Source organism: Stenotrophomonas sp. Iso1 (assembly GCF_027497995.1).
Taxonomy (GTDB): domain Bacteria; phylum Pseudomonadota; class Gammaproteobacteria; order Xanthomonadales; family Xanthomonadaceae; genus Stenotrophomonas.
On the sequence record NZ_JAODBT010000001.1, the window covers coordinates 1380566 to 1399284 of the forward strand.

Genomic DNA, 18719 nt, shown 5'->3' on the forward strand with positions numbered 1-18719 from the left:
GTGCGGCAAAGTCTATCAATGCTTGGCTTGGTCCGCCTTGTCGCGCGCATCTTTGGCAACGTCATGCGCATGGTCAGCCACCTTCTGCGCGGCATCAGCGCTGGCGGCACTGGCGTCGGCGGCAGCCTGTTTGGCAGAGACCGATGCATCCTTGGCGGCTTCGCTGGTGGCGTCTACTGCCTTGTCCAGCGCCTGTTGTGACTCAGCCGCCGCATTGCGCGTGGCTTCGGCGGCCTGGCTGGCGGCGTCACGGGTGGCATCAGCAGCGGAATGGGCTGCATCCTTGGCGGCTTCGGCGGCGGTAGCGGCGTCGCGCTTGGCTTGTTCGGCAGCGTGGTCGTTGCAGCCAGCCATCGCCAAGACCAAGCTTCCTGCGAGTAGGGGTACAAACAGCTTCATTGCGCTTCTCCTTGATGGGAACCCACCCACGCAGCCTAGAGGCTGGCGTATTCACGCCGCGTCAAAGGAGCGCGCCAGCGTTGTGTTGCGTCGATGCAGACGCAGATGCTGTGGCGGGAGATAGGCAACAGGCAGGCAATAAAAAAAGCCGCTGGCGAACCAGCGGCTTTCGAGACTTGCGTCGAAGAAGAAGTTATTACTTCTTGGCTTCTTCAGCAGCGTCCTTGGCTTCGGTTGCGACGTCCTTAGCGGCTTCGGCAACGTCAGCAGCGGCGCCAGCAGCGGCGTCGGTAGCAGCGCCGGCGGTAGCAGCAGCGGCTTCGCCAGCAGCGTCAGCAGCGGTGGCGGCGGTGTCAGCAGCAGCCTGGGCAGCGTCAGCGGTAGCAGCGCCAGCGGTGGCAGCAGCGTCAGCAGCGCCCTGGGCTTCGGTAGCGGCGGCGTCGGCGGTAGCGGCGGCGTCAGCAGCCTGCTCCTGCTTGGAGCAGGCGGTCAGGGCCAGGCCCAGGGCCATCGCGATCAGCAGCTTGTTGATGCTCATTGTGTAATCCTCGTCGTGGAAATTTGGCAACGCGCCATTGCGCGCCGGGAACATGATGACAAGCCCATTTCGACTGTCAAGCGATCCCGCATTCATATTTCGAAATTTCTTAAATTTCCAAATTAAATCAATTCGATGGCGATAGCAGTTGCTTCGCCGCCACCGATACAGAGTGACGCAACACCACGCTTGAGGCCGCGTGTGCGCAATGCATTTACCAGCGTAACCACCAGTCGCGCACCCGAAGCACCGATCGGATGGCCCAGTGCGCAGGCGCCACCATTCACGTTGATTTTTTCGTGCGGGATGCCCAGTTCGCGGATCGGAGCCATCGCCACAACGGCGAATGCTTCGTTGATTTCGAACAGGTCAACGTCTTCGATTTTCCAGCCGGCCTTGTCCAACACTTTCTTCATAGCGCCGATCGGGGCCGTGGTGAACCACTCCGGTTCCTGCGAGAAGGTGGCATGGCCGGCGATACGGGCCAGCGGCTTCACACCGCGGCGTGCAGCTTCGTCGGCCGAGAGCAGCACCACCGCAGCGGCGCCGTCGGAAATACTGGAGGAACTGGCAGCAGTGACACTGCCATCCTTCTTGAATGCCGGGCGCAAGGTCGGGATCTTGGCGATGTCCGACTTGCCCGGTTGCTCGTCCTGGTTGAACTCCACTTCACCCTTGCGGGTAGCAACCTTGACCGCAACGATCTCGTCATTGAACGCACCATTGGCCTGTGCGGCCTGTGCGCGGGTGACCGACTCGATGGCGTAGGCGTCCTGTTCTTCGCGGGTGAAGCCGTACTTGGCGACGGTGCCTTCAGCGAACACACCCATCGCCTGGCCGTCGTACGGATTGGTCAGGCCGTCCCACGCCATGTGGTCCACTGCCTGAAAGTTGCCGTAGCGGTTGCCGGTGCGCGAGTTCGGGAGCATGTGCGGGGCATTGGACATGGATTCCATGCCGCCGGCGACCACGATGCTGGCCGAGCCGGCCTTGATCAGGTCATGGCCCAACATGATGGCCTTCATGCCCGAGCCACACACTTTGTTGAGCGTGGTGGCGCCGGTGCTGGTCGGCAAGCCAGCAGCCAACGACGCTTGACGCGCCGGTGCCTGGCCCAGGTTGGCCGGCAGAACGCAGCCCATGATTACTTCGGAGACGTCGGCGGCGGGAATGCCGGACTGCTCCATGGCCGCGCTGATGGCAGCTGCGCCCAAGGTCGGGGTGGGTACACCGTTGAACTGACCCAGAAAGGAGCCAATGGCGGTACGTTTGGCGGCGGCGATGACGATGTCGGACATGAGCAATCTCGGTTATACCTTGCGGCAATTATCGAACGTCGCCGGCGCGTGGCCCATTGGACCAACGGCACATCCGGCGGACTGTGGATTGTCGCTGCAGTATAGAAGGTCGGTGCCATGGAGCTGGACACCGGTAATACCTGAATTGGCAGCAGTACCTAACTAAGGAACGGAGAACGGTATGGGCAGGAACATATATGCGCATGGTGTGCTGGCCAGTTCGCTGGCGTTGGTGTTGAGCGCGTGTGGTGGTGGCGGCGGATCAAAGTCCAGCCCACCAGTGTCGCCGCCGCCCACTGCGCCGCCCGTCATACCCCCCGTCATACCACCACCCATCACGCCGCCGCCGATTCCGCAGCCGGCCTTCGACGCGCACCTGGCGCTGACCAACGCCAAGGCGGCGCAGGCGATGGGCTTGACCGGTGCTGGTTACCGCATTGGTGTGGTCGACTCGGGTGTGATGCGCAATCACCCCGCCCTGGCGGGGCGCGTGGTGGCCAATTACTTCTATCTGGATCCTGCCAGAAACAACGTCAACGTCGATGATGTGGTCGGTCACGGCACGGCGGTGGCTGAGCTGGCAGCCGGTGCGGCGGTCGGTTCGTGGCCGGGGGGTATCGCGCCGGGGGCGCAGATCGTCTCGGCACGCATCATCAGCGACACGCGGCCCACCGACGACGGTTCCGGGCAAGGCAATGAAGTAGATGGTGCGCTGGGTTTCGCGTCGATCCACGATGACCTGATCCGTGCCGGCGTGCGCATCATGAACAACTCCTGGGGCGGCCTGTATTGGAGTAAGCCCACGGCCACCGCACCCATTGCTGCCGAGTACCGCCCCTTCATCATCAACAACGATGGCCTGGTGGTGTTCGCCACCGGCAATGAATCGCGCGCCAATCCGTCGAGCATGGCGGCGCTGCCGAGCCAGCCCGGCCCCAATGGCACCATGCCAGCGGCGGATCTGGAGCGTGGCTGGCTGGCGGTAGCCGCATTGGATACTGCCAACCCCACACAGTTGGCGTCCTACTCCAATGCCTGTGGCGTGGCGAAGAACTACTGCCTGGTTGCCCCGGGCACGGCCGCTTATGTCAGCGCTCAAAGCACTGCCGGCAACCTGAGTTATCAGTACAACAGCGGCACTTCGTTCTCTGCGCCGTTGGTGTCTGGTGCTGCGGCGCTGGTGTGGCAGGCGTTCCCGTATTTCAACAATGATCTGGTGCGGCAGACGCTGCTCGGTACCGCCACGGATCTGGGTACACCGGGGCCGGATGCGCAGTTCGGCTATGGCTTGCTCAACGTCGGCAAGGCGGTGAAGGGGCCGGCGAAGTTCGACTGGGGCGATACGGTGGTCAACGTCAATCAGCTCGGGCTGGGCTCGGTGTGGAGCAATGACATCAGTGGCAGTGGTGGGCTGGTGAAACAAGGTGAAGGTGCACTGAGTCTGTCGGGGAGCAACACCTACAGCGGCGCCACCCGCATCGAGCGCGGCACCTTGGCACTGCGAGATGGCAGTTCGATCCGCTCCAACGTCACCATCACCCCGCAGTCCAATCCAACAATGGCAGCGCTGCAGTTTCTCAACGGCGATACCCGCGTGGTGGGCAATGTCGACAACGGCGGCAGTGTATTGCTGCTGGGTGCGGACAGTAGTGGAACCATCGAGGGCAATTACGTGCAGCGTGCCGGTGGGCAGCTGATGATTGCGTTGGGGGCAAAAGCGCTACAAGTAAGTGGAACAGCGACATTGGACGGCGGCGTGGTGATCAATGGCATCGTGAATGGCTACGTCCCACAGGACGGCAGGCGTCAGGATCTGATCCGTGCCGGCAGCGGTGTGAGCGGTCAATTCGCCACGCCCGCCACCGTGACCCAGAACACCGGCCTGAGCCTGCTGCAGAGCCACTACGGCTATGACCCCAACAATGCATGGTTGATGCTGGACCAGGTGAGCGTGACCAGCGCAGCGCGTTCGGCGGGGGTGGGCATCCAGGCGATGTCGGTGGCGCAGCGGGTGGAGCAGGCATTTGAGCTGCTGGACGGCGATATCGCATTGCAGGGAAGTGCGTTCGGTGCCGCAGCAGCGGCCGTGCAGCAGAGCGGGGGCGGTTTCAGTGGTTTGAGCAGCAGCCTTGAAAGCCTGTCAGGCAAGGCGCATGCAGCGGCGACGGCAATGACCTTCGACAGCGTCGACATGAACCGTCGCGCGCTTTCGACACAGTTTGCTGATGCGTCGGCCGGGCCGCTTCAGTGGCGCAGCTGGACGCGCGCGCTGGGCGGAGGGGGGCAGGGCGGCTATCTCGGCAGCGACTACAACGTGGGCGGCTGGATGATGGGCGGGGAAGCGCCCATCGCAGGCAATGGCGTGCTCGGGTTTGCGTTCGGCGAAACCCGTGCCAATGCCACGGCCGGAGTGGCGCAGGATCGTAGCCGCGACCGGCAGACGCAGTCCCAGCTGTACGCTGGTTGGCGCATGGGCGATGCCTATGTGTTGGGACAGGCGGGCTTTGGCCAATACCAACGCGAGCTGGACCGCGGCCTGCTGCTTGGCAATGAACGCGCGGGCGTGCACTCGCGTTATAGCGGCAACTTCCTGTCCGGCAGCCTGGAAAGCGGCTATCGCCTGGGGCAGGGTGCCGCCACGCTCACGCCTTACCTGGGCGCGGAGTACACCCGTATTGATAACGACGCCTTCCGCGAACAGGGCGGCTACGGTTTCGGCTTGCGTGCGGATGACTGGAGCAGCAGTCGCACGCAGGCTTTGGCTGGTCTGCGTGGTCAGTACCTGTGGAAGCGCTTTGCATTCAATGGTTATGCCGAGTGGCAGCAGACGCTGGATGGCAGTGGCCTGACCTTGGACGCTGGTTTTGTTGGCGTGGATGCGTGGGCACCGCTGTCAGGGTTGCAGCCGTCGCGGTCGGGCGGCCTGCTCGGAATGTCGGCAGACGCATGGTTGTCGCGCAAGACGCGGCTGTCGTTGGGCTACGACCAGCGTTTCGGCCCACGCGGCGATAACCGGCAGGTGTCGCTACGGTTCCAGCGGGAGCTTTGATGCGGGAGTGAGTAAACAGGAGTGAGAGAAGGGCGGTAGTGGCCTTTTCTCATTCCTGCGTGTGCTCGTTTGCTCTGCAGGCGTGAGAAACGAAAAAGTGAGGAACAAGAGAGGGCGGTTTAGCCTTTCTTTCACTCCTCACTTCTGCTTATTCGCCGCGCAGGCGATTCATGCGCGGGGTGGAACGGCCCATTGGCAATTTCAACTTGCCGATGGCTTCCAGGCGGACTTCGGCGATCCGGTCTGCCGCGCGCTGCGGGGAGATGTCATCACGCTCGGATTGATCGAAGATCTTGCCGAGGTTGTGGTAAATGCTGCGAATCAAGCGCATCGCGCGTTCGCGGTTATAGCCGTCGATTTCCAGCGACACGTTCATTACGCCGCCGGCATTGACCGCGTAATCCGGTGCCCACAGTACGCCGCGCTTGTACAGCTCATCGCCCACGGCGTGGCTGGCCAGCTGGTTGTTGGCGGTGCCGCAGATAACCTTGGCTTTGAGGCGGTCAAGCGTATCCATGCCGATGCCGCCTTCCATCGCGCAGGGCGCGAATACATCGGCAGCTACATCGTAAATTGCATCGGGCTTGACGGCTTCGCAGCCGTATTCGGTAACCGCACGTTGCACCAGCACCGGATCCAGGTCGGTCACATAGAGTTTGGCGCCGCGCTCGCGCAACAGCTTCACCAGCTCCATGCCGATGTGGCCCAGGCCTTGTACAGCGATGCTGACCTTGCCCACTTCCTCATGGCCGAATTTGCGTTTGATGGAGGCCATCAAGGCCTGCAGTGCGCCGTAGGCGGTGAACGGTGCCGGGTCGCCGGAGCCACCATGCACCTGGTGCACGCCGGTGACGTAGCCGGTTTCCAGGTAAATGTTTTCCATGTCGTTGACGTCGGTACCCACGTCTTCGGCAGTGAAATAGCGACCGCCCAGAGCCTCGACCTGACGGCCGAAGGCGCGGAACAAGACTTCGCTTTTTTCGGTTTTGGGGTCGCCGATGATGACGGCTTTGCCGCCGCCTACGTTCAGCCCTGCCAGGGCGTTCTTGTAGGTCATGGTCCGGCTCAAGCGCAGGACATCGCGCAACGCGTCATCGGTATTGGCGTAGGGGCGCATGCGCACGCCGCCCAAGGCAGGGCCCAGGGTGGTGTTGTGGATGGCGATGATCGCCTTCAGGCCTGCTTCGCGGTTCTGACAGAACACGACCTGTTCATGGCCGGAAGTCTCGAGGGTTTCGAAAAGCATGGAAGCTCCCATAGCGGCTTTTGCCACAACGTCAGTGATCTTGCTGCCAAATGGCGGCCCATAAAACAAAAATGCGACTTCGTCGTTGGGGTGACGGGTCGCGAGGGCGCCATTCTAATCCATTCCCGGTACGGGAAGTGTTCAGGCAAGCATGCCTGATACGGCTCTTCGTCAACCCTCACGGGCCTTCACGTCCATTGCCGATAGCGCAAACCCTGAAAAGGTCACGCTGCGCTGCAACCTGACCTACCGCGCGCGCGGTTCTATGATCGGTTGCAACAGAAACCGGATGTTGCACGGCCCATGAGTACCCCCGCCTCCCAGCTCCCGCAGACGCAGCCAGAAAACACTCCGCTGCGTTTTGTCACCGCCGCCAGCTTGTTTGACGGTCACGATGCGGCCATCAACATCATGCGCCGCCTGATCCAGGCGCAGGGCGCGGAGGTGATCCATCTGGGCCACAACCGCAGCGTCGAGGACGTGGTGCGGGCGGCGCTGCAGGAAGATGCTGACGCCATTGCCTTGTCGTCGTACCAGGGCGGTCATGTCGAGTACTTCAAGTACATGGTGGATATGCTGCGGGAACGCGGCGCTGGCCACATCAAGGTATTCGGCGGTGGTGGCGGCACCATCACGCCAGAGGAAATACGCGAGCTGCAGGCCTATGGCGTGGAGCGCATCTACCACCCCAATGACGGCATGAAGATGGGGCTGGTGGAGATGATCGAGGATGTGGTCCAGCGTGCTGATGGCGCGCGGGAGCAGGGAGTCGGAAATCTGGAAGGCGAGGCGTCGGGCGCGCCGGACATCAATGATGAAATCGGCATTGGTCGCGTACTGAGTGCGCTCGAAGACGGTCGCTTTACCGACACCGAACTTGAGAAGCTGCGCAAGCAATGGGCAAAGGCTGACGGACAATCCCCGTTCCCCGCTGCCCAATCCCCGCTGACTCCGGTCATCGGCATTACCGGTACCGGTGGCGCCGGCAAGTCGTCGGTGACCGACGAACTGCTTAATCGCTTCCTGGCCAATTTCCCGCAGATGCGCATCGCGGTAATTTCAGTGGACCCCACCCGCCGCCGTACCGGTGGCGCGCTGCTGGGTGACCGCATCCGCATGAACTCGTTGCGTTCCAAGCGCGTGTACATGCGCTCGATGGCGACCCGTCGCCAGCACGCGGCGATCAATACGGTGCTGCGCGATTGCATCGGCTTCCTGAAGTCGTTGCATTTCGATCTGGTGATCGTGGAGACCGCAGGTATCGGTCAAAGTGATTCGGAGATTGTCGACCTGGTCGATTTCCCGATGTACGTGATGACCAGTGATTTCGGTGCGCCGAGCCAGTTGGAAAAAATCGACATGCTCGATTACGCCGAGCTGGTGGTGCTGAACAAGTTCGACAAGCGCGGTGCCGAAGACGCGCTGCGTGATGTGCGCAAACAGTGGAAGCGCAACCGCGTTGCTTTCACGATGAAGGATGAGGATGTACCGGTTTACCCGACCATCGCCAGCCAGTTCAATGATCCCGGCATCAGCTGGATGTTCGCGAATCTGTGCCGCTTGTTGCGTGAGAAGCGGGGCACGGGGAAGGGCGAGCTGGGAGTTGAAAGTTCCGGCTGCACGCTCGTCCCGCAGATCGACACGACGTTGAAAGAGCCGCGTGCCACGGTGCTGATCCCGGGCAGTCGCGTGCGTTACCTTGCCGAGATTGCCGAGCAGGGCCGCGGCATCAATGCGCGTATTGAATCGCAGGCTGAAGTTGCCGAGCGCGCGCAGAGCGTGTGGCAGGCATTGAAGGAGCTGGGTGATGTGGCGCTGCCGGGCGCGTTGGACCTGTATGCAGCAGATGCACTGACCGGCAGTGACGTCGACAACAGCGTTCGCACCCTGCGCCAGCGATACAACGATGCGGTGCAGACCCTGGATTCCGATGCACTGCGCCTGCTGCGCGAGTGGCCGGCACGCTTGAAGTCGATCACTGATCCGGTCAACGAATATCACGTGCGTGGCAAGACCATTGCGGTGGAGAACTACCGCGAATCGCTCAGCCACCAGCAGATTCCCAAGATTGCTGCTCCCACCTATCGCAGTTGGGGTGAGTTGCTGGTGTTCCTGCAGAAAGAGAACCTGCCCGGTTCCTATCCGTATACCGGTGGTGTGTATCCGTACCGCCGTACCGGCGAAGATCCGATCCGCATGTTCGCGGGCGAGGGCACGCCGGAGCGCACCAATCGTCGCTTCCATTACCTGAGTGTTGGCCAGCCAGCCGCGCGTCTTTCTACCGCATTCGACAGCGTCACGCTGTATGGCGAAGACCCCGCGCCGCGCCCGGATATCTACGGCAAGATCGGCAACTCCGGCGTCAACATCCCTACGCTGGATGACATGAAGAAGCTGTATTCCGGCTTCGACCTGTGTGCGCCGACTACGTCGGTGTCGATGACCATCAATGGGCCTGCGCCGATGATCCTGGCGATGTTCATGAACACCGCCGTTGATCAACAGGTTGAAAAATACCTGAAGGAGGATCCCGCGCGCTGGGCCGATGCCGAGGCAAAGATTGCGAAGATCTTTGAAGGCCGGAGCCGGCCGCAGTATCACGGCGATTTGCCACCGACCAATGATGGCCTTGGTCTTGCGTTGCTGGGCGTCACCGGCGACCAGCTGGTGGACGCCGATACCTATGCGCGCATCAAGACGGAAACACTGTCCACGGTGCGCGGCACGGTGCAGGCAGACATCCTGAAGGAAGACCAGGCGCAGAACACCTGCATCTTCTCCACCGAATTCGCGTTGCGGATGATGGGGGATATTCAGCAGTACTTTGTCGACAACAAGGTGCGCAACTTCTATTCGGTGTCGATCTCCGGTTATCACATCGCAGAAGCCGGCGCGAACCCCGTCAGCCAGTTGGCTTTCACGCTGTCCAACGGCTTCACCATCGTCGAGTACTACCTGGCGCGTGGCATGAAGATCGATGACTTCGCGCCGAACCTGTCGTTCTTCTTCTCCAACGGCATGGACCCGGAGTACACGGTGATTGGCCGCGTCGCGCGACGCATCTGGGCGCGTGCCATGCGCGAGCGCTATGGCGCCAACGAGCGCAGCCAGATGATGAAGTACCACATTCAGACATCAGGCCGCTCACTGCACGCGCAGGAAATCCAGTTCAACGATATCCGCACCACGCTGCAGGCGTTGTATGCGTTGTTCGATAACTGCAACAGCCTGCATACCAATGCTTACGACGAAGCGATCACCACGCCCACTGAGGAAAGCGTGCGTCGTGCGGTGGCGATCCAGATGATCATCAACAAGGAGTTGGGGCTGAATTTCTGCGAGAACCCGTGGCAGGGCAGCTTCATTGTCGACAAGCTCACCGATATTGTTGAAGAAGCCGTGTACAAGGAGTTTGAGGCGATCAGCGAACGTGGTGGCGTGCTTGGCGCGATGGACACCATGTACCAGCGCGGCAAGATCCAGGAAGAGTCGCTGTACTACGAGCACAAGAAGCACGACGGCAGTCTGCCGCTGGTGGGCGTCAACATGTTTCTGCCGAAGGAACATGCCGGTGAAGTGGCGACCGAGATCGAATTGATCCGTTCCACGGAAGAAGAGAAGGGCCAACAGATCGAGAACGTGCACACCTGGCAGCGCAATCGCAATGCGTTGGCGCCGGCTGGCGAAACCTCGCATGCGCATGAGGTTGGAGATGGTGCTGCCAATGAAAGCGATGTGCACGACGGCCATGGCCTGGCCTATCTGCAGAAGACTGCACGTGATCGACGCAATGTATTTGAAGCATTGATCGAAGCGGTCAAGACCCACAGCCTGGGTCAGATCAGCCACGCGCTGTACGACGTGGGTGGCGAGTACCGACGCAACATGTAAGCCACTACGCTGGATTGTCCGGTCATGGAGTGGGTTGCTACTCTGGGCCGGACACTCAACAGCGGGCGGCACTATGGATAGGCGGCGTTTCATTGGCGGTACGGCATTGACGGCGGCGCTGCTGCCCGTACTGGGTATGCAAGGCGCTTTGGCGGCGCCGCGCGGACGGCTCTTGCCGGCTGCGTTGAACAAGGGCGACACCGTCGGCTTGGTCAGCCCGTCTTCGGCCAGCAGTGATCGCCTGAGCCTGCAGCTGGCGCGCGAAGCAATGGAGGCCCTGGGCCTGGTCGTGAAGACCGGCGAGCACTATGACGCTCGCTATGGTCATCTGGCCGGTACCGATGCTGAGCGCGCCGGTGACCTGAACGCGATGTTCGCCGACAAACAGGTCAAGGGCATCGTCTGCGTGCGCGGTGGGTCGGGTGCTGCACGCTTGTTGCCGCTGCTGGATTACGACCGCATTCGCGCCAATCCCAAGGTGCTGCTGGGGTACTCGGATATCACCGCGCTGCACAGCGCAATCCAAGCCAGGACGGGGTTGGTGACATTCCACGGCCAGATCGGTTCCGGCAGTTGGAATCGCTTCAATGCCGATCAGTTCGAGCGGGTGTTCTTCAAGCGCGAGCTGATGCATTACCAAAATGTGGTGGTGGATGGCGACGACGAACTGGTGCCGCGGAAGAACCGCACGCTCACCCTGCGCGGCGGCATTGCCCGTGGTGAGTTGATTGGCGGCAATCTGACCGTGCTGACGGCGCTGGCTGGCTCGCCGTATCTGCCCGATTTCACCGGCAAGATTCTGTTCCTGGAAGACGTGGAAGAGGCGCCGTACCGCATCGATCGGATGTTCACCACGTTGAAGCTGATGGGCGCGTTGGACAAGATCGCGGGTTTCATCTTCGGTGAGTGCACCGACTGCAAGCCGGGCGATGGCTACGGCTCGCTGACGTTGGACCAGATATTCGACGACTACATCCTGCCACTGAAGATTCCCGCCTATCGTGGCGCGATGATCGGCCACATCCGCGAGCAATTCATCGTGCCGGTCGGTGGCAGGGTGGAGATGGATGCCGACGCCGGCAGCTTCCGGATGTTGGAGCCGGTATTTACCGGCGCATGATCAATGCCGCAGCGTGGCCGTGATTGCCACGCTGCAGGTCATTCTTCCTCATCGCTCGAAGCTTCGTCATCGGCTTCGTCATTGATGGACATCCACCACGTGTTGCCCGCTTCGCAGGCGGGTGGTGCGCATTCGCGGGTTTCGATGGCATCGATGTGGCGGTCGGCATGCCTGCTGGCCCAGTTCTTGAGCAGCGTCTCCACCGATTTGCGACTCTGTGCGGCGATGCCGAGATTGCGCTCTGACTGCCATTCGGCGGATTCGTCCTGTTCTTCATGATGGTGCGGCGCGCCGTAGCTGCAACGTAAGCAGACGTAACGAATGCTGTCAGTCCAGTCTTCGCTCAGGCCGATGCCCGGCGCGGTGGCGTGTAGCAAGGCGTTGAGGTCGGCGCTGCTTTGGCAACGGATGAAGCATACGAAGGTCTGGAACTCCGATGCCTGTAGGCGCGCCATGGCGTTGAACACCGGTACGGCACGTTCGCCCAACATCCGTTCGCCGGTCGGCGCGCCGTCGTGCAGCACGATGTCGCCGAAGCGGTGGCCGCTTTCCGGCAGTGGCACATTGAGCAGACGTGCACGCACCGGATCGATGCGGCGCATGAACACTGTTTCCCCGCTGTGCCACGGATTCAACCGCACCACCGACATGCCGAAATCCGCTTCAATAGCGGCGCTACCTTCCGGGACGTTGATGCCGCAGGCAGACCACAGGGCGCGTACGGTGTCCCATTCGCTGAGTGCAGTAGCGGCGATAGCCGCATTCCAATGCTGGGCCTGGCTGAACTCTTCGGCCAGTTCGATGGCCTGCAGGTTGTGACGCAGCGAGGTGGGCCAGTCCAGCAGGTATTTGTGCACCAATCCCTGCATGTAGTGGTAGTACGGGTTTTCCGGCGTGTGTTGCAGCAGCGCAGCGAAGTCGCGCGCAGCGTCGGCCAGTTCGCCTTCGTCCACGGCCGCATAGGCACGTTCGTGCAGGTGTTGAAGATCTTCCGGTTGATCGGTCATTGCGGTGGCCGGCGGCAAGGGAGCGGAATCATGGCATGTCGGCTCAATGACGCGGTTCAGTGGATGGGGATGTACAGCTCCATCTGCGATGCATGGTCGAACGGATCGTCGAAACGCGCGTCGTAGCGTTCAAGATCAATGCCGTCGTTGGGTTGCAGTCCGTGCGCGCCGAGGAGGTGGTCGTGGATTGCCTGGAAGCTCGCGCCGATCTGGGCGGCGTTGCCGGTGTGGGTGAACACGGCGTAGCGCTGCGCTGGCACCTGAAAGCGGACCATGCCCTCGGGAATCACCGCGTCTTCGCCCACCTGGAAGCCGGTGATGTACTGGAGATCTCCATCAATACGCGGTACGCAGATGCCGTAGCTGACGCCAGGCTCGACCTTGCCGGTGACCTCATCCTCGCGCGGGATGAAGCGCTGCCAGAGGTCGCCGAAACCTTCGTCACCTTCGCGGAAGACAGCCTCCATGCCGATGACGACAAAGGCGGAGCGTTCGACGATATGAAGTTGCATGGCGTTGCTATCTCCAAAGAGGACAGGCACCGGAAACGCTCTGCCGGCGGCGGAAATGCCTTCAGCACTGGTGTCTGCTGGTTGGCGTATCAAGTGCCGTTCTGCGCCCGGTGGTGCGCGACCAAGGCGTTGGCATGACCGTGGCCAAGTTTGTGCTGGTCTTTGAGGAACGCCACCTGCTCCATGTGCTTCTTGTCCTTGACTGTGTCGAGCAGTTTCAGCCAATGGGTGACGGGCTTGCCGTAGGTCTTTTCGATGGACGGAAAGTACGACGCGGGGCCTTGGACTTTTTCGCTGCTGGTCATGGGTATGTCCTGAAAAGGGAGATGCCGGATCATGATGTGGAGAACAGTGTGCGATGGCGATTCAACTGTTTTCGGGTGGGAGGATTTCAGAAATACGCGCCTTCGCAAAGTGAATGAAGGCGGCCATCTGTGCAGCAGGCCAGCGTGCGGCACTATCGCTCTGGCCGAGATACACCTCGCGTGCACTGGCGACGACGGTGTGATGCTCGTCGGGCAGTCGCTGCAGCAGCCAATCGGCGGCGACATCCTTGGGGGCAATGCGGCCGGTCTGCGCGCTGTACCAGATGCGTGACAGGGTGAGTACGATGTTCGCTTCTTCGTCGCGCCAGTCGTCCGGGCCATTCCACAACGTCAGGGTGTCGGCCAGCGCCTGCAGGAAATTGCGTTGAGGCACAGGTTGCAGTAGTTCGCTTAGGGCAGGGCCGTGCAACGCGATGCTGTGTTGATGCGCCTTGGTCAACAGGATGGCGATATCCGGATCATGCGTGGGCGGCTCCAGAATTTCGGCGAGGATGTCCTGCCGTAGCCACTCGCCGAACTGCCATTCACGCCGTGCCGGGTGGCGCCAGGGAACGACGTCGCCACGCACGATGAGGGTGGCTTCCAGTGCGCGCAGCGTCCGGTGCTGGCCGGGTGGGGCGGAGATAGCCAGCAGCGTCCGCTGCAGATGACGCAACGTGGCTTGATCGGGACGTTCGGCAGCGATGACCAGCAGGTCGATATCGCTGCGGGGCTTCAGGCCGCCGTCGAGTGCGGAGCCATAGAGGTGGATGGCGAGCAGGTTCGCTGCCAGCTGCCGTCCGATCACATCGCAGGCAAGGCGGAGCTGTTCGGCAATGGCATCGGGGATGTGCGACGTCATTAGGGCTGGCATCAGTTGCGGAGGGGTGATTGTGCCGCAAACAAAACGGGCGCCTTGCGGCGCCCGTTTTGGTTTGAAAATTCCGCTGCCCTTCTCCCTCACGAGGGACAAGGTGCCCCGAAGGGGCGGATGAGGGCGCTTCCAAAGCCATAAATCTGCTTGCCAGAAGCTTCCCCTCACCCCGACCCCTCTGCCGCATGGCGGGGGAGGGGCTTGAGCAAAAGCAGATGCTTTGCCGATCAGTAGCGGTAATGTTCCGGCTTGAACGGGCCGTCCACCGGCACGCCGATGTAATCGGCCTGGTCCTTGGTCAGGGTGGTCAGCTTCACGCCGATCTTTTCCAGGTGCAGACGCGCCACTTCTTCGTCCAGCTTCTTCGGCAGCAAGTACACCTTGTTCTCGTAGCTGTCCTTGTTGGCCCACAGGTCGATCTGCGCGAGCGTCTGGTTGGCGAACGAGTTGGACATCACGAAGCTCGGGTGGCCGGTGGCGCAGCCCAGGTTGACCAGGCGGCCCTCGGCCAGCAGGAAGATCGCGTTGCCGTTCGGGAAGATGTACTTGTCCACCTGCGGCTTGATGTTGACGTGCTGCACGCCCGGGAAGCCCACCAGTGCATCGACCTGGATCTCGTTGTCGAAGTGGCCGATGTTGCAGACGATGGCCTGGTCCTTCATCGCGCTCAGGTGCTCGATGCGGATGATGTCCTTGTTGCCGGTGGTGGTGACGTACAGGTCGGCACGGCCCAGGGTGGATTCGAGGGTGTTGACCTCGAAGCCTTCCATCGCAGCCTGCAGGGCGCAGATCGGGTCGATCTCGGTGACCACGACGCGGGCGCCGTAGGCACGCAGCGACGCGGCGCAGCCCTTGCCCACGTCACCGTAGCCGCAGACCACGGCAACCTTGCCGGCCAGCATCACGTCCATCGCGCGCTTCAGGCCGTCGGCCAGCGACTCGCGGCAGCCGTACAGGTTGTCGAACTTGCTCTTGGTGACCGAGTCGTTGACGTTGATTGCCGGGATCAACAGGGTGCCGGCCTGGGCCAACTGGTACAGGCGGTGCACGCCGGTGGTGGTCTCTTCGGAGACACCCTTCCAGTCCTTGACCACGCGCGCCCAATAACCCGGACGCTCGGTGGCAACGCGCTTGAGCAGGTTCTTGATGACCTGTTCTTCGTGCGAGGCAGCCGGTTCGTTGACCCAGTTGCTGCCGTTCTCGAGCTCGTAGCCCTTGTGGATCAGCAGGGTGACGTCGCCACCGTCGTCAACCACCAGCTCCGGGCCGGTCAGGGTGCCGTCGGCCAGGGTGAAGGTCAGCGCGTCGAGCGTGCAGTCCCAATATTCTTCCAGCGACTCGCCCTTCCAGGCGAACACCGGCGTGCCGGAGGCGGCGATCGCAGCGGCGGCGTGGTCCTGGGTCGAGAAGATGTTGCACGAGGCCCAGCGCACGTCGGCGCCGATGTCCTTCAGGGTCTCGATCAGCACGGCGGTCTGGATGGTCATGTGCAGCGAGCCGGTCACGCGCACGCCCTTCAGCGGCAGGGTGGCAGCATGCTTGCGACGGATCGACATCAGGCCCGGCATCTCGTGCTCGGCGATGTCCAGTTCCTTGCGGCCCCAATCGGCCAGCGAGATATCAGCAACCTTGTAATCGCCTTCCTGCGAGAAGGTCTTGGCAGCAACGTTCATTTATAGCTCCGGTGTGGTGCGAGCAGGCTCGCGTTCGCCGGGCGCCGTTGTTGCATGAAAGCCGTCCGAGCCTGGCCGGTGTGGAGGTCCACCCAACGGTCGCAGCGCCCCTCGGAACGGGCCGGTGATTATATCGCGGCGGCAGTGCAACGCCCGCTGCCCAACCAACGGCAGGGGAGATTAGCGACAGAGATTGTTAAGTTGGTCGATTGCCCCGTTGTTGAGGATTGCCATGAACAAGTTCCCCGTCCGTCGTGCCAAGCGGGCTTCGGCCGTATTGGTGTTGTGCGCCGGCCTGCTGCTGGCGGTGCCGCCGGTGCTTGCGCTGAGCCCGGTAGCGACGCAGAAGGCGGCCCAGGGCGAAGGCTATCAGCTGCCGTCGGCAGCCTTACAGGCCGTGGTGGACGCCCCGCGCGCGCCGAGCCTGTACCTGTCCCCCAAGCGAGACCTGACAGCGCTGTTGCAGACCCCGCCGCTGCCGTCCATCGCCCAGGTGGCGGCACCGGAGCTGAAGCTCGCGGGCCTGCGCATCAACCCCAAGACCGTGTCCGACAGCCGCTTCTCGTTCGGCAACAAGCTGTGGCTGGTGTCCAACAGCGACGGCGCCGAGCGCCAGATCAGCGGTCTGCCGCAGCCGCTGTCGGTGGCATCGTTGGCGTGGTCGCCCGACCAGAAATACCTCGCGTTCAACCAGCTGAACCCGGCAACCGGCGCCAATGAGCTGTGGCTGGTGGATGTCGAATCGGGCAGCGCCCGCCGCGTGGCTGAAAACCTGAACAGCATCGTCGGCAATGGTTATGCCTGGCTGCCGGGTGGCGACGCGCTGCTGGTGCTGCAGCGTCCGGCCGGGCAGGGCGAGCCGCCGAAGGGCGACGGCATTCCGACCGGCCCAGCCGTGCAAGAAACCATCGCCGGCCAGGGCGTGCGCACGGTGCGTACCTACCAGGACCTGCTGAAAAACGAAGATGACGCGCGCCTGTTCGAGTATTACCTGAAGGCGCAGCCGGTCCGCGTTGCAATCAATGGCCAAGCCACGCCGGTTGGCGCGCCGGGTCTGTACCTGGGCCTGTCGTCCTCGCCGGACGGCAATTACCTGCTCAGCCAGCGCGTGGAGCGGCCGTTCTCCTACGCGGTGCCGGTGAGCCGCTTCCCACGTCATATCGACGTGCTGGATGCGCAAGGCAAGTTCGTGCACACGGTCGCCAAGCTGCCACTGGTGGATGGCCTGCCGACCGGCAACGACGCGGTACCCACCGGCGTGCGTTCGATTGCCTGGCGTGCTGATGCACCGGCCACATTGGTGTGGGCGGAAGCGCAGGATGGGGGCGATCCTTCCCGTGAGGCGGCCATCCGTGACGCCGTACTGCTGCAGGCAGCGCCGTTTGAGAAGCCGCCGGTCACGCTGGCGCAGTTGGGGTCGCGCTATGCCGGCATCACCTGGAGCAGCGGCGATGTCGCACTGCTGGACGAATATTGGTGGAAGACCCGCCAGGTGAAGCAGTGGAAGATCAGCCCGGACAATCTGCAGCAGGCCCCGACGCTGCTGTCCGAACGTTCCGAGGACGACCGTTACAGCGATCCGGGTGAACCGCTGTTGCAGACCGATGATGCAGGCCGCGTACGCCTGCAGCTCAGCGCCGATGGCAGCAGTTTCTATCGCATCGGCGATGGCGCGTCGGCGGAAGGTGATCGTCCATTCCTGGATCGCATCAACCTGGTCAGCGGCAAGAGTGAGCGCCTGTTCCATTCGCAGGCGCCTTACTACGAAATGCCATTGACCATCATTGAAGGTGACAACGCGCGGATCCTCACTTATCGCGAATCCAACGATGTACCGGCCAACCTGTTCGCACGCGGCCTGGCTGCCGATGCCACGCCGGTGGAGCTGACGCATTTCGCGCATCCGTTGCCGCAGCTGCGCGGAGTGAAGAAGGAGCAGGTCCGCTACAAGCGCAACGATGGCGTGGAACTCACCGCCGACCTCCTGCTGCCGCCCGGTTACGACCCGAAGAAGGACGGTCCGCGCCCGGTGCTGATGTGGGCTTACCCGGCCGAGTTCAAATCTGCCGAGGACGCCAGCCAGGTCACCGGTTCCAAGTACCGCTTCAACGCGGTCAGCTACTGGGGCCCGCAGGCGTTTCTGGCCAAGGGGTACGTGGTGCTCAACAATCCGACCATGCCGATCATCGGTGAAGGCGATGCCGAGCCGAACGACACGTATGTCCAGCAGCTGGTTGCCAGCGCAGAGGCGGCGGTGGATGAGGTGGTCAAGCGTGGTGTGGGTGACCGCGAACGCATCGCCGTGGGTGGACATTCCTACGGTGCCTTCATGACCGCCAACCTGCTCGCACACACACGCCTGTTCAAGGCGGGCATCGCGCGTTCGGGGGCGTACAACCGCACGCTCACGCCGTTCGGTTTCCAGGCTGAAGAGCGCAATTACTGGCAGGCGCAGGACGTGTATTTGAAGATGTCTCCGTTCAACTACGCAGACAAGATCAAGGATCCGATCCTGTTCATTCATGGCCAGGATGACAACAACTCCGGTACGTTCCCGGTCCAGAGCGAGCGCATGTTCGCCGCGGTGAAGGGCCTGGGTGGAACCTCGCGTCTGGTCATGTTGCCCAACGAATCGCATGGCTACCGCGCACGCGAATCGATCATGACCATGCTGGCGGAGAGTGAGTCGTGGTTGGACAAGTGGCTGGCTGCACCGAAGCCGGGTGATGCGAAGAAGCGTTGATTGAATCGGCCCCCTTTCGTGCCACGAAAGGGGGGCAGGGGCGGGGTGTTCCTCCGTTCTCGTA

At 62.2% G+C, this 18719-nt stretch carries 13 protein-coding genes and 1 riboswitch; of the genes, 4 read left to right on the plus strand and 9 right to left on the minus strand.

Going from position 1 to position 18719, the window contains the following annotated elements; translation table 11 throughout:
* Window positions 1–15: 15 nt before the first annotated feature.
* From PAN08_RS05935 to PAN08_RS05945, 3 genes are all read right to left on the minus strand, one after another.
* Window positions 16–399: a hypothetical protein gene (locus PAN08_RS05935; RefSeq protein WP_269790552.1), complete on the minus strand. Its 384-nt coding sequence runs from the start codon at window positions 397–399 to the stop codon at window positions 16–18.
* Window positions 400–595: 196 nt separating this feature from the next.
* Window positions 596–937 (minus strand): hypothetical protein, encoded by a 342-nt coding sequence (locus PAN08_RS05940; protein ID WP_057636100.1) that lies wholly within the window; start codon window positions 935–937, stop codon window positions 596–598.
* A gap of 122 nt (window positions 938–1059) precedes the next feature.
* On the minus strand, window positions 1060–2235 hold the full coding sequence (locus tag PAN08_RS05945) for a thiolase family protein (RefSeq protein WP_269790553.1): 1176 nt from the start codon (window positions 2233–2235) through the stop codon (window positions 1060–1062).
* 181 nt (window positions 2236–2416) lie between these two features.
* Here PAN08_RS05945 and PAN08_RS05950 point away from each other — a divergent pair, with 181 nt between their 5' ends.
* Complete coding sequence (locus PAN08_RS05950; protein ID WP_269790554.1) at window positions 2417–5284, plus strand: autotransporter serine protease; 2868 nt, start codon at window positions 2417–2419, stop codon at window positions 5282–5284.
* 148 nt (window positions 5285–5432) lie between these two features.
* On the opposite strand, the gene PAN08_RS05955 is transcribed toward PAN08_RS05950, so the two are convergent.
* The gene (locus PAN08_RS05955) at window positions 5433–6530 is read right to left on the minus strand and encodes a Glu/Leu/Phe/Val dehydrogenase dimerization domain-containing protein (protein ID WP_269790555.1); all 1098 of its coding nucleotides are present in this window, start codon (window positions 6528–6530) and stop codon (window positions 5433–5435) included.
* Between the two features lie 303 nt (window positions 6531–6833).
* Between PAN08_RS05955 and PAN08_RS05960 the strand changes: the two genes are divergently transcribed.
* Window positions 6834–10421, plus strand: coding sequence for a methylmalonyl-CoA mutase family protein (locus tag PAN08_RS05960; RefSeq protein WP_269790556.1), 3588 nt, complete (start codon window positions 6834–6836; stop codon window positions 10419–10421).
* A gap of 73 nt (window positions 10422–10494) precedes the next feature.
* Window positions 10495–11541: an LD-carboxypeptidase gene (locus PAN08_RS05965; protein WP_269790557.1), complete on the plus strand. Its 1047-nt coding sequence runs from the start codon at window positions 10495–10497 to the stop codon at window positions 11539–11541.
* 38 nt (window positions 11542–11579) lie between these two features.
* Here the strand turns inward: PAN08_RS05965 and PAN08_RS05970 are convergent, their stop codons facing one another.
* The 5 genes from PAN08_RS05970 to ahcY form a co-directional block, all read right to left on the minus strand.
* Window positions 11580–12548 (minus strand): hypothetical protein, encoded by a 969-nt coding sequence (locus PAN08_RS05970; RefSeq protein ID WP_269790558.1) that lies wholly within the window; start codon window positions 12546–12548, stop codon window positions 11580–11582.
* 56 nt (window positions 12549–12604) lie between these two features.
* Window positions 12605–13060 carry a GyrI-like domain-containing protein gene (locus PAN08_RS05975; RefSeq protein ID WP_269790559.1) on the minus strand — a complete coding sequence of 152 codons (456 nt, stop codon included), beginning with the start codon at window positions 13058–13060 and terminating at the stop codon, window positions 12605–12607.
* 89 nt (window positions 13061–13149) lie between these two features.
* Window positions 13150–13365: a DUF4287 domain-containing protein gene (locus PAN08_RS05980; RefSeq protein ID WP_269790560.1), complete on the minus strand. Its 216-nt coding sequence runs from the start codon at window positions 13363–13365 to the stop codon at window positions 13150–13152.
* 61 nt (window positions 13366–13426) lie between these two features.
* Complete coding sequence (locus PAN08_RS05985) at window positions 13427–14227, minus strand: aminoglycoside adenylyltransferase family protein (RefSeq protein ID WP_269790561.1); 801 nt, start codon at window positions 14225–14227, stop codon at window positions 13427–13429.
* 239 nt (window positions 14228–14466) lie between these two features.
* Window positions 14467–15912: an adenosylhomocysteinase gene (ahcY, locus tag PAN08_RS05990; RefSeq protein WP_269790562.1), complete on the minus strand. Its 1446-nt coding sequence runs from the start codon at window positions 15910–15912 to the stop codon at window positions 14467–14469.
* A 32-nt stretch (window positions 15913–15944) separates the two neighbouring features.
* A riboswitch (S-adenosyl-L-homocysteine riboswitch) is annotated at window positions 15945–16031 on the minus strand.
* Window positions 16032–16144: 113 nt separating this feature from the next.
* Between ahcY and PAN08_RS05995 the strand changes: the two genes are divergently transcribed.
* Window positions 16145–18655, plus strand: coding sequence for a prolyl oligopeptidase family serine peptidase (locus PAN08_RS05995; RefSeq protein WP_269790563.1), 2511 nt, complete (start codon window positions 16145–16147; stop codon window positions 18653–18655).
* Window positions 18656–18719: the final 64 nt, after the last annotated feature.

Bases quoted from the DNA above. Each gene is read 5' to 3' on its own strand.
- PAN08_RS05965 (WP_269790557.1), top strand. From the start codon at position 10,495: ATGGATAGGCGGCGTTTCATTGGCGGTACGGCATTGACGGCGGCGCTG.
- PAN08_RS05970 (WP_269790558.1), bottom strand. From the start codon at position 12,548: ATGACCGATCAACCGGAAGATCTTCAACACCTGCACGAACGTGCCTAT.
- PAN08_RS05955 (WP_269790555.1), bottom strand. From the start codon at position 6,530: ATGCTTTTCGAAACCCTCGAGACTTCCGGCCATGAACAGGTCGTGTTC.
- PAN08_RS05985 (WP_269790561.1), bottom strand. From the start codon at position 14,227: ATGACGTCGCACATCCCCGATGCCATTGCCGAACAGCTCCGCCTTGCC.
- PAN08_RS05960 (WP_269790556.1), top strand. From the start codon at position 6,834: ATGAGTACCCCCGCCTCCCAGCTCCCGCAGACGCAGCCAGAAAACACT.
- PAN08_RS05980 (WP_269790560.1), bottom strand. From the start codon at position 13,365: ATGACCAGCAGCGAAAAAGTCCAAGGCCCCGCGTCGTACTTTCCGTCC.
- PAN08_RS05935 (WP_269790552.1), bottom strand. From the start codon at position 399: ATGAAGCTGTTTGTACCCCTACTCGCAGGAAGCTTGGTCTTGGCGATG.
- PAN08_RS05975 (WP_269790559.1), bottom strand. From the start codon at position 13,060: ATGCAACTTCATATCGTCGAACGCTCCGCCTTTGTCGTCATCGGCATG.
- ahcY (WP_269790562.1), bottom strand. From the start codon at position 15,912: ATGAACGTTGCTGCCAAGACCTTCTCGCAGGAAGGCGATTACAAGGTT.
- PAN08_RS05945 (WP_269790553.1), bottom strand. From the start codon at position 2,235: ATGTCCGACATCGTCATCGCCGCCGCCAAACGTACCGCCATTGGCTCC.
- PAN08_RS05940 (WP_057636100.1), bottom strand. From the start codon at position 937: ATGAGCATCAACAAGCTGCTGATCGCGATGGCCCTGGGCCTGGCCCTG.
- PAN08_RS05950 (WP_269790554.1), top strand. From the start codon at position 2,417: ATGGGCAGGAACATATATGCGCATGGTGTGCTGGCCAGTTCGCTGGCG.
- PAN08_RS05995 (WP_269790563.1), top strand. From the start codon at position 16,145: ATGAACAAGTTCCCCGTCCGTCGTGCCAAGCGGGCTTCGGCCGTATTG.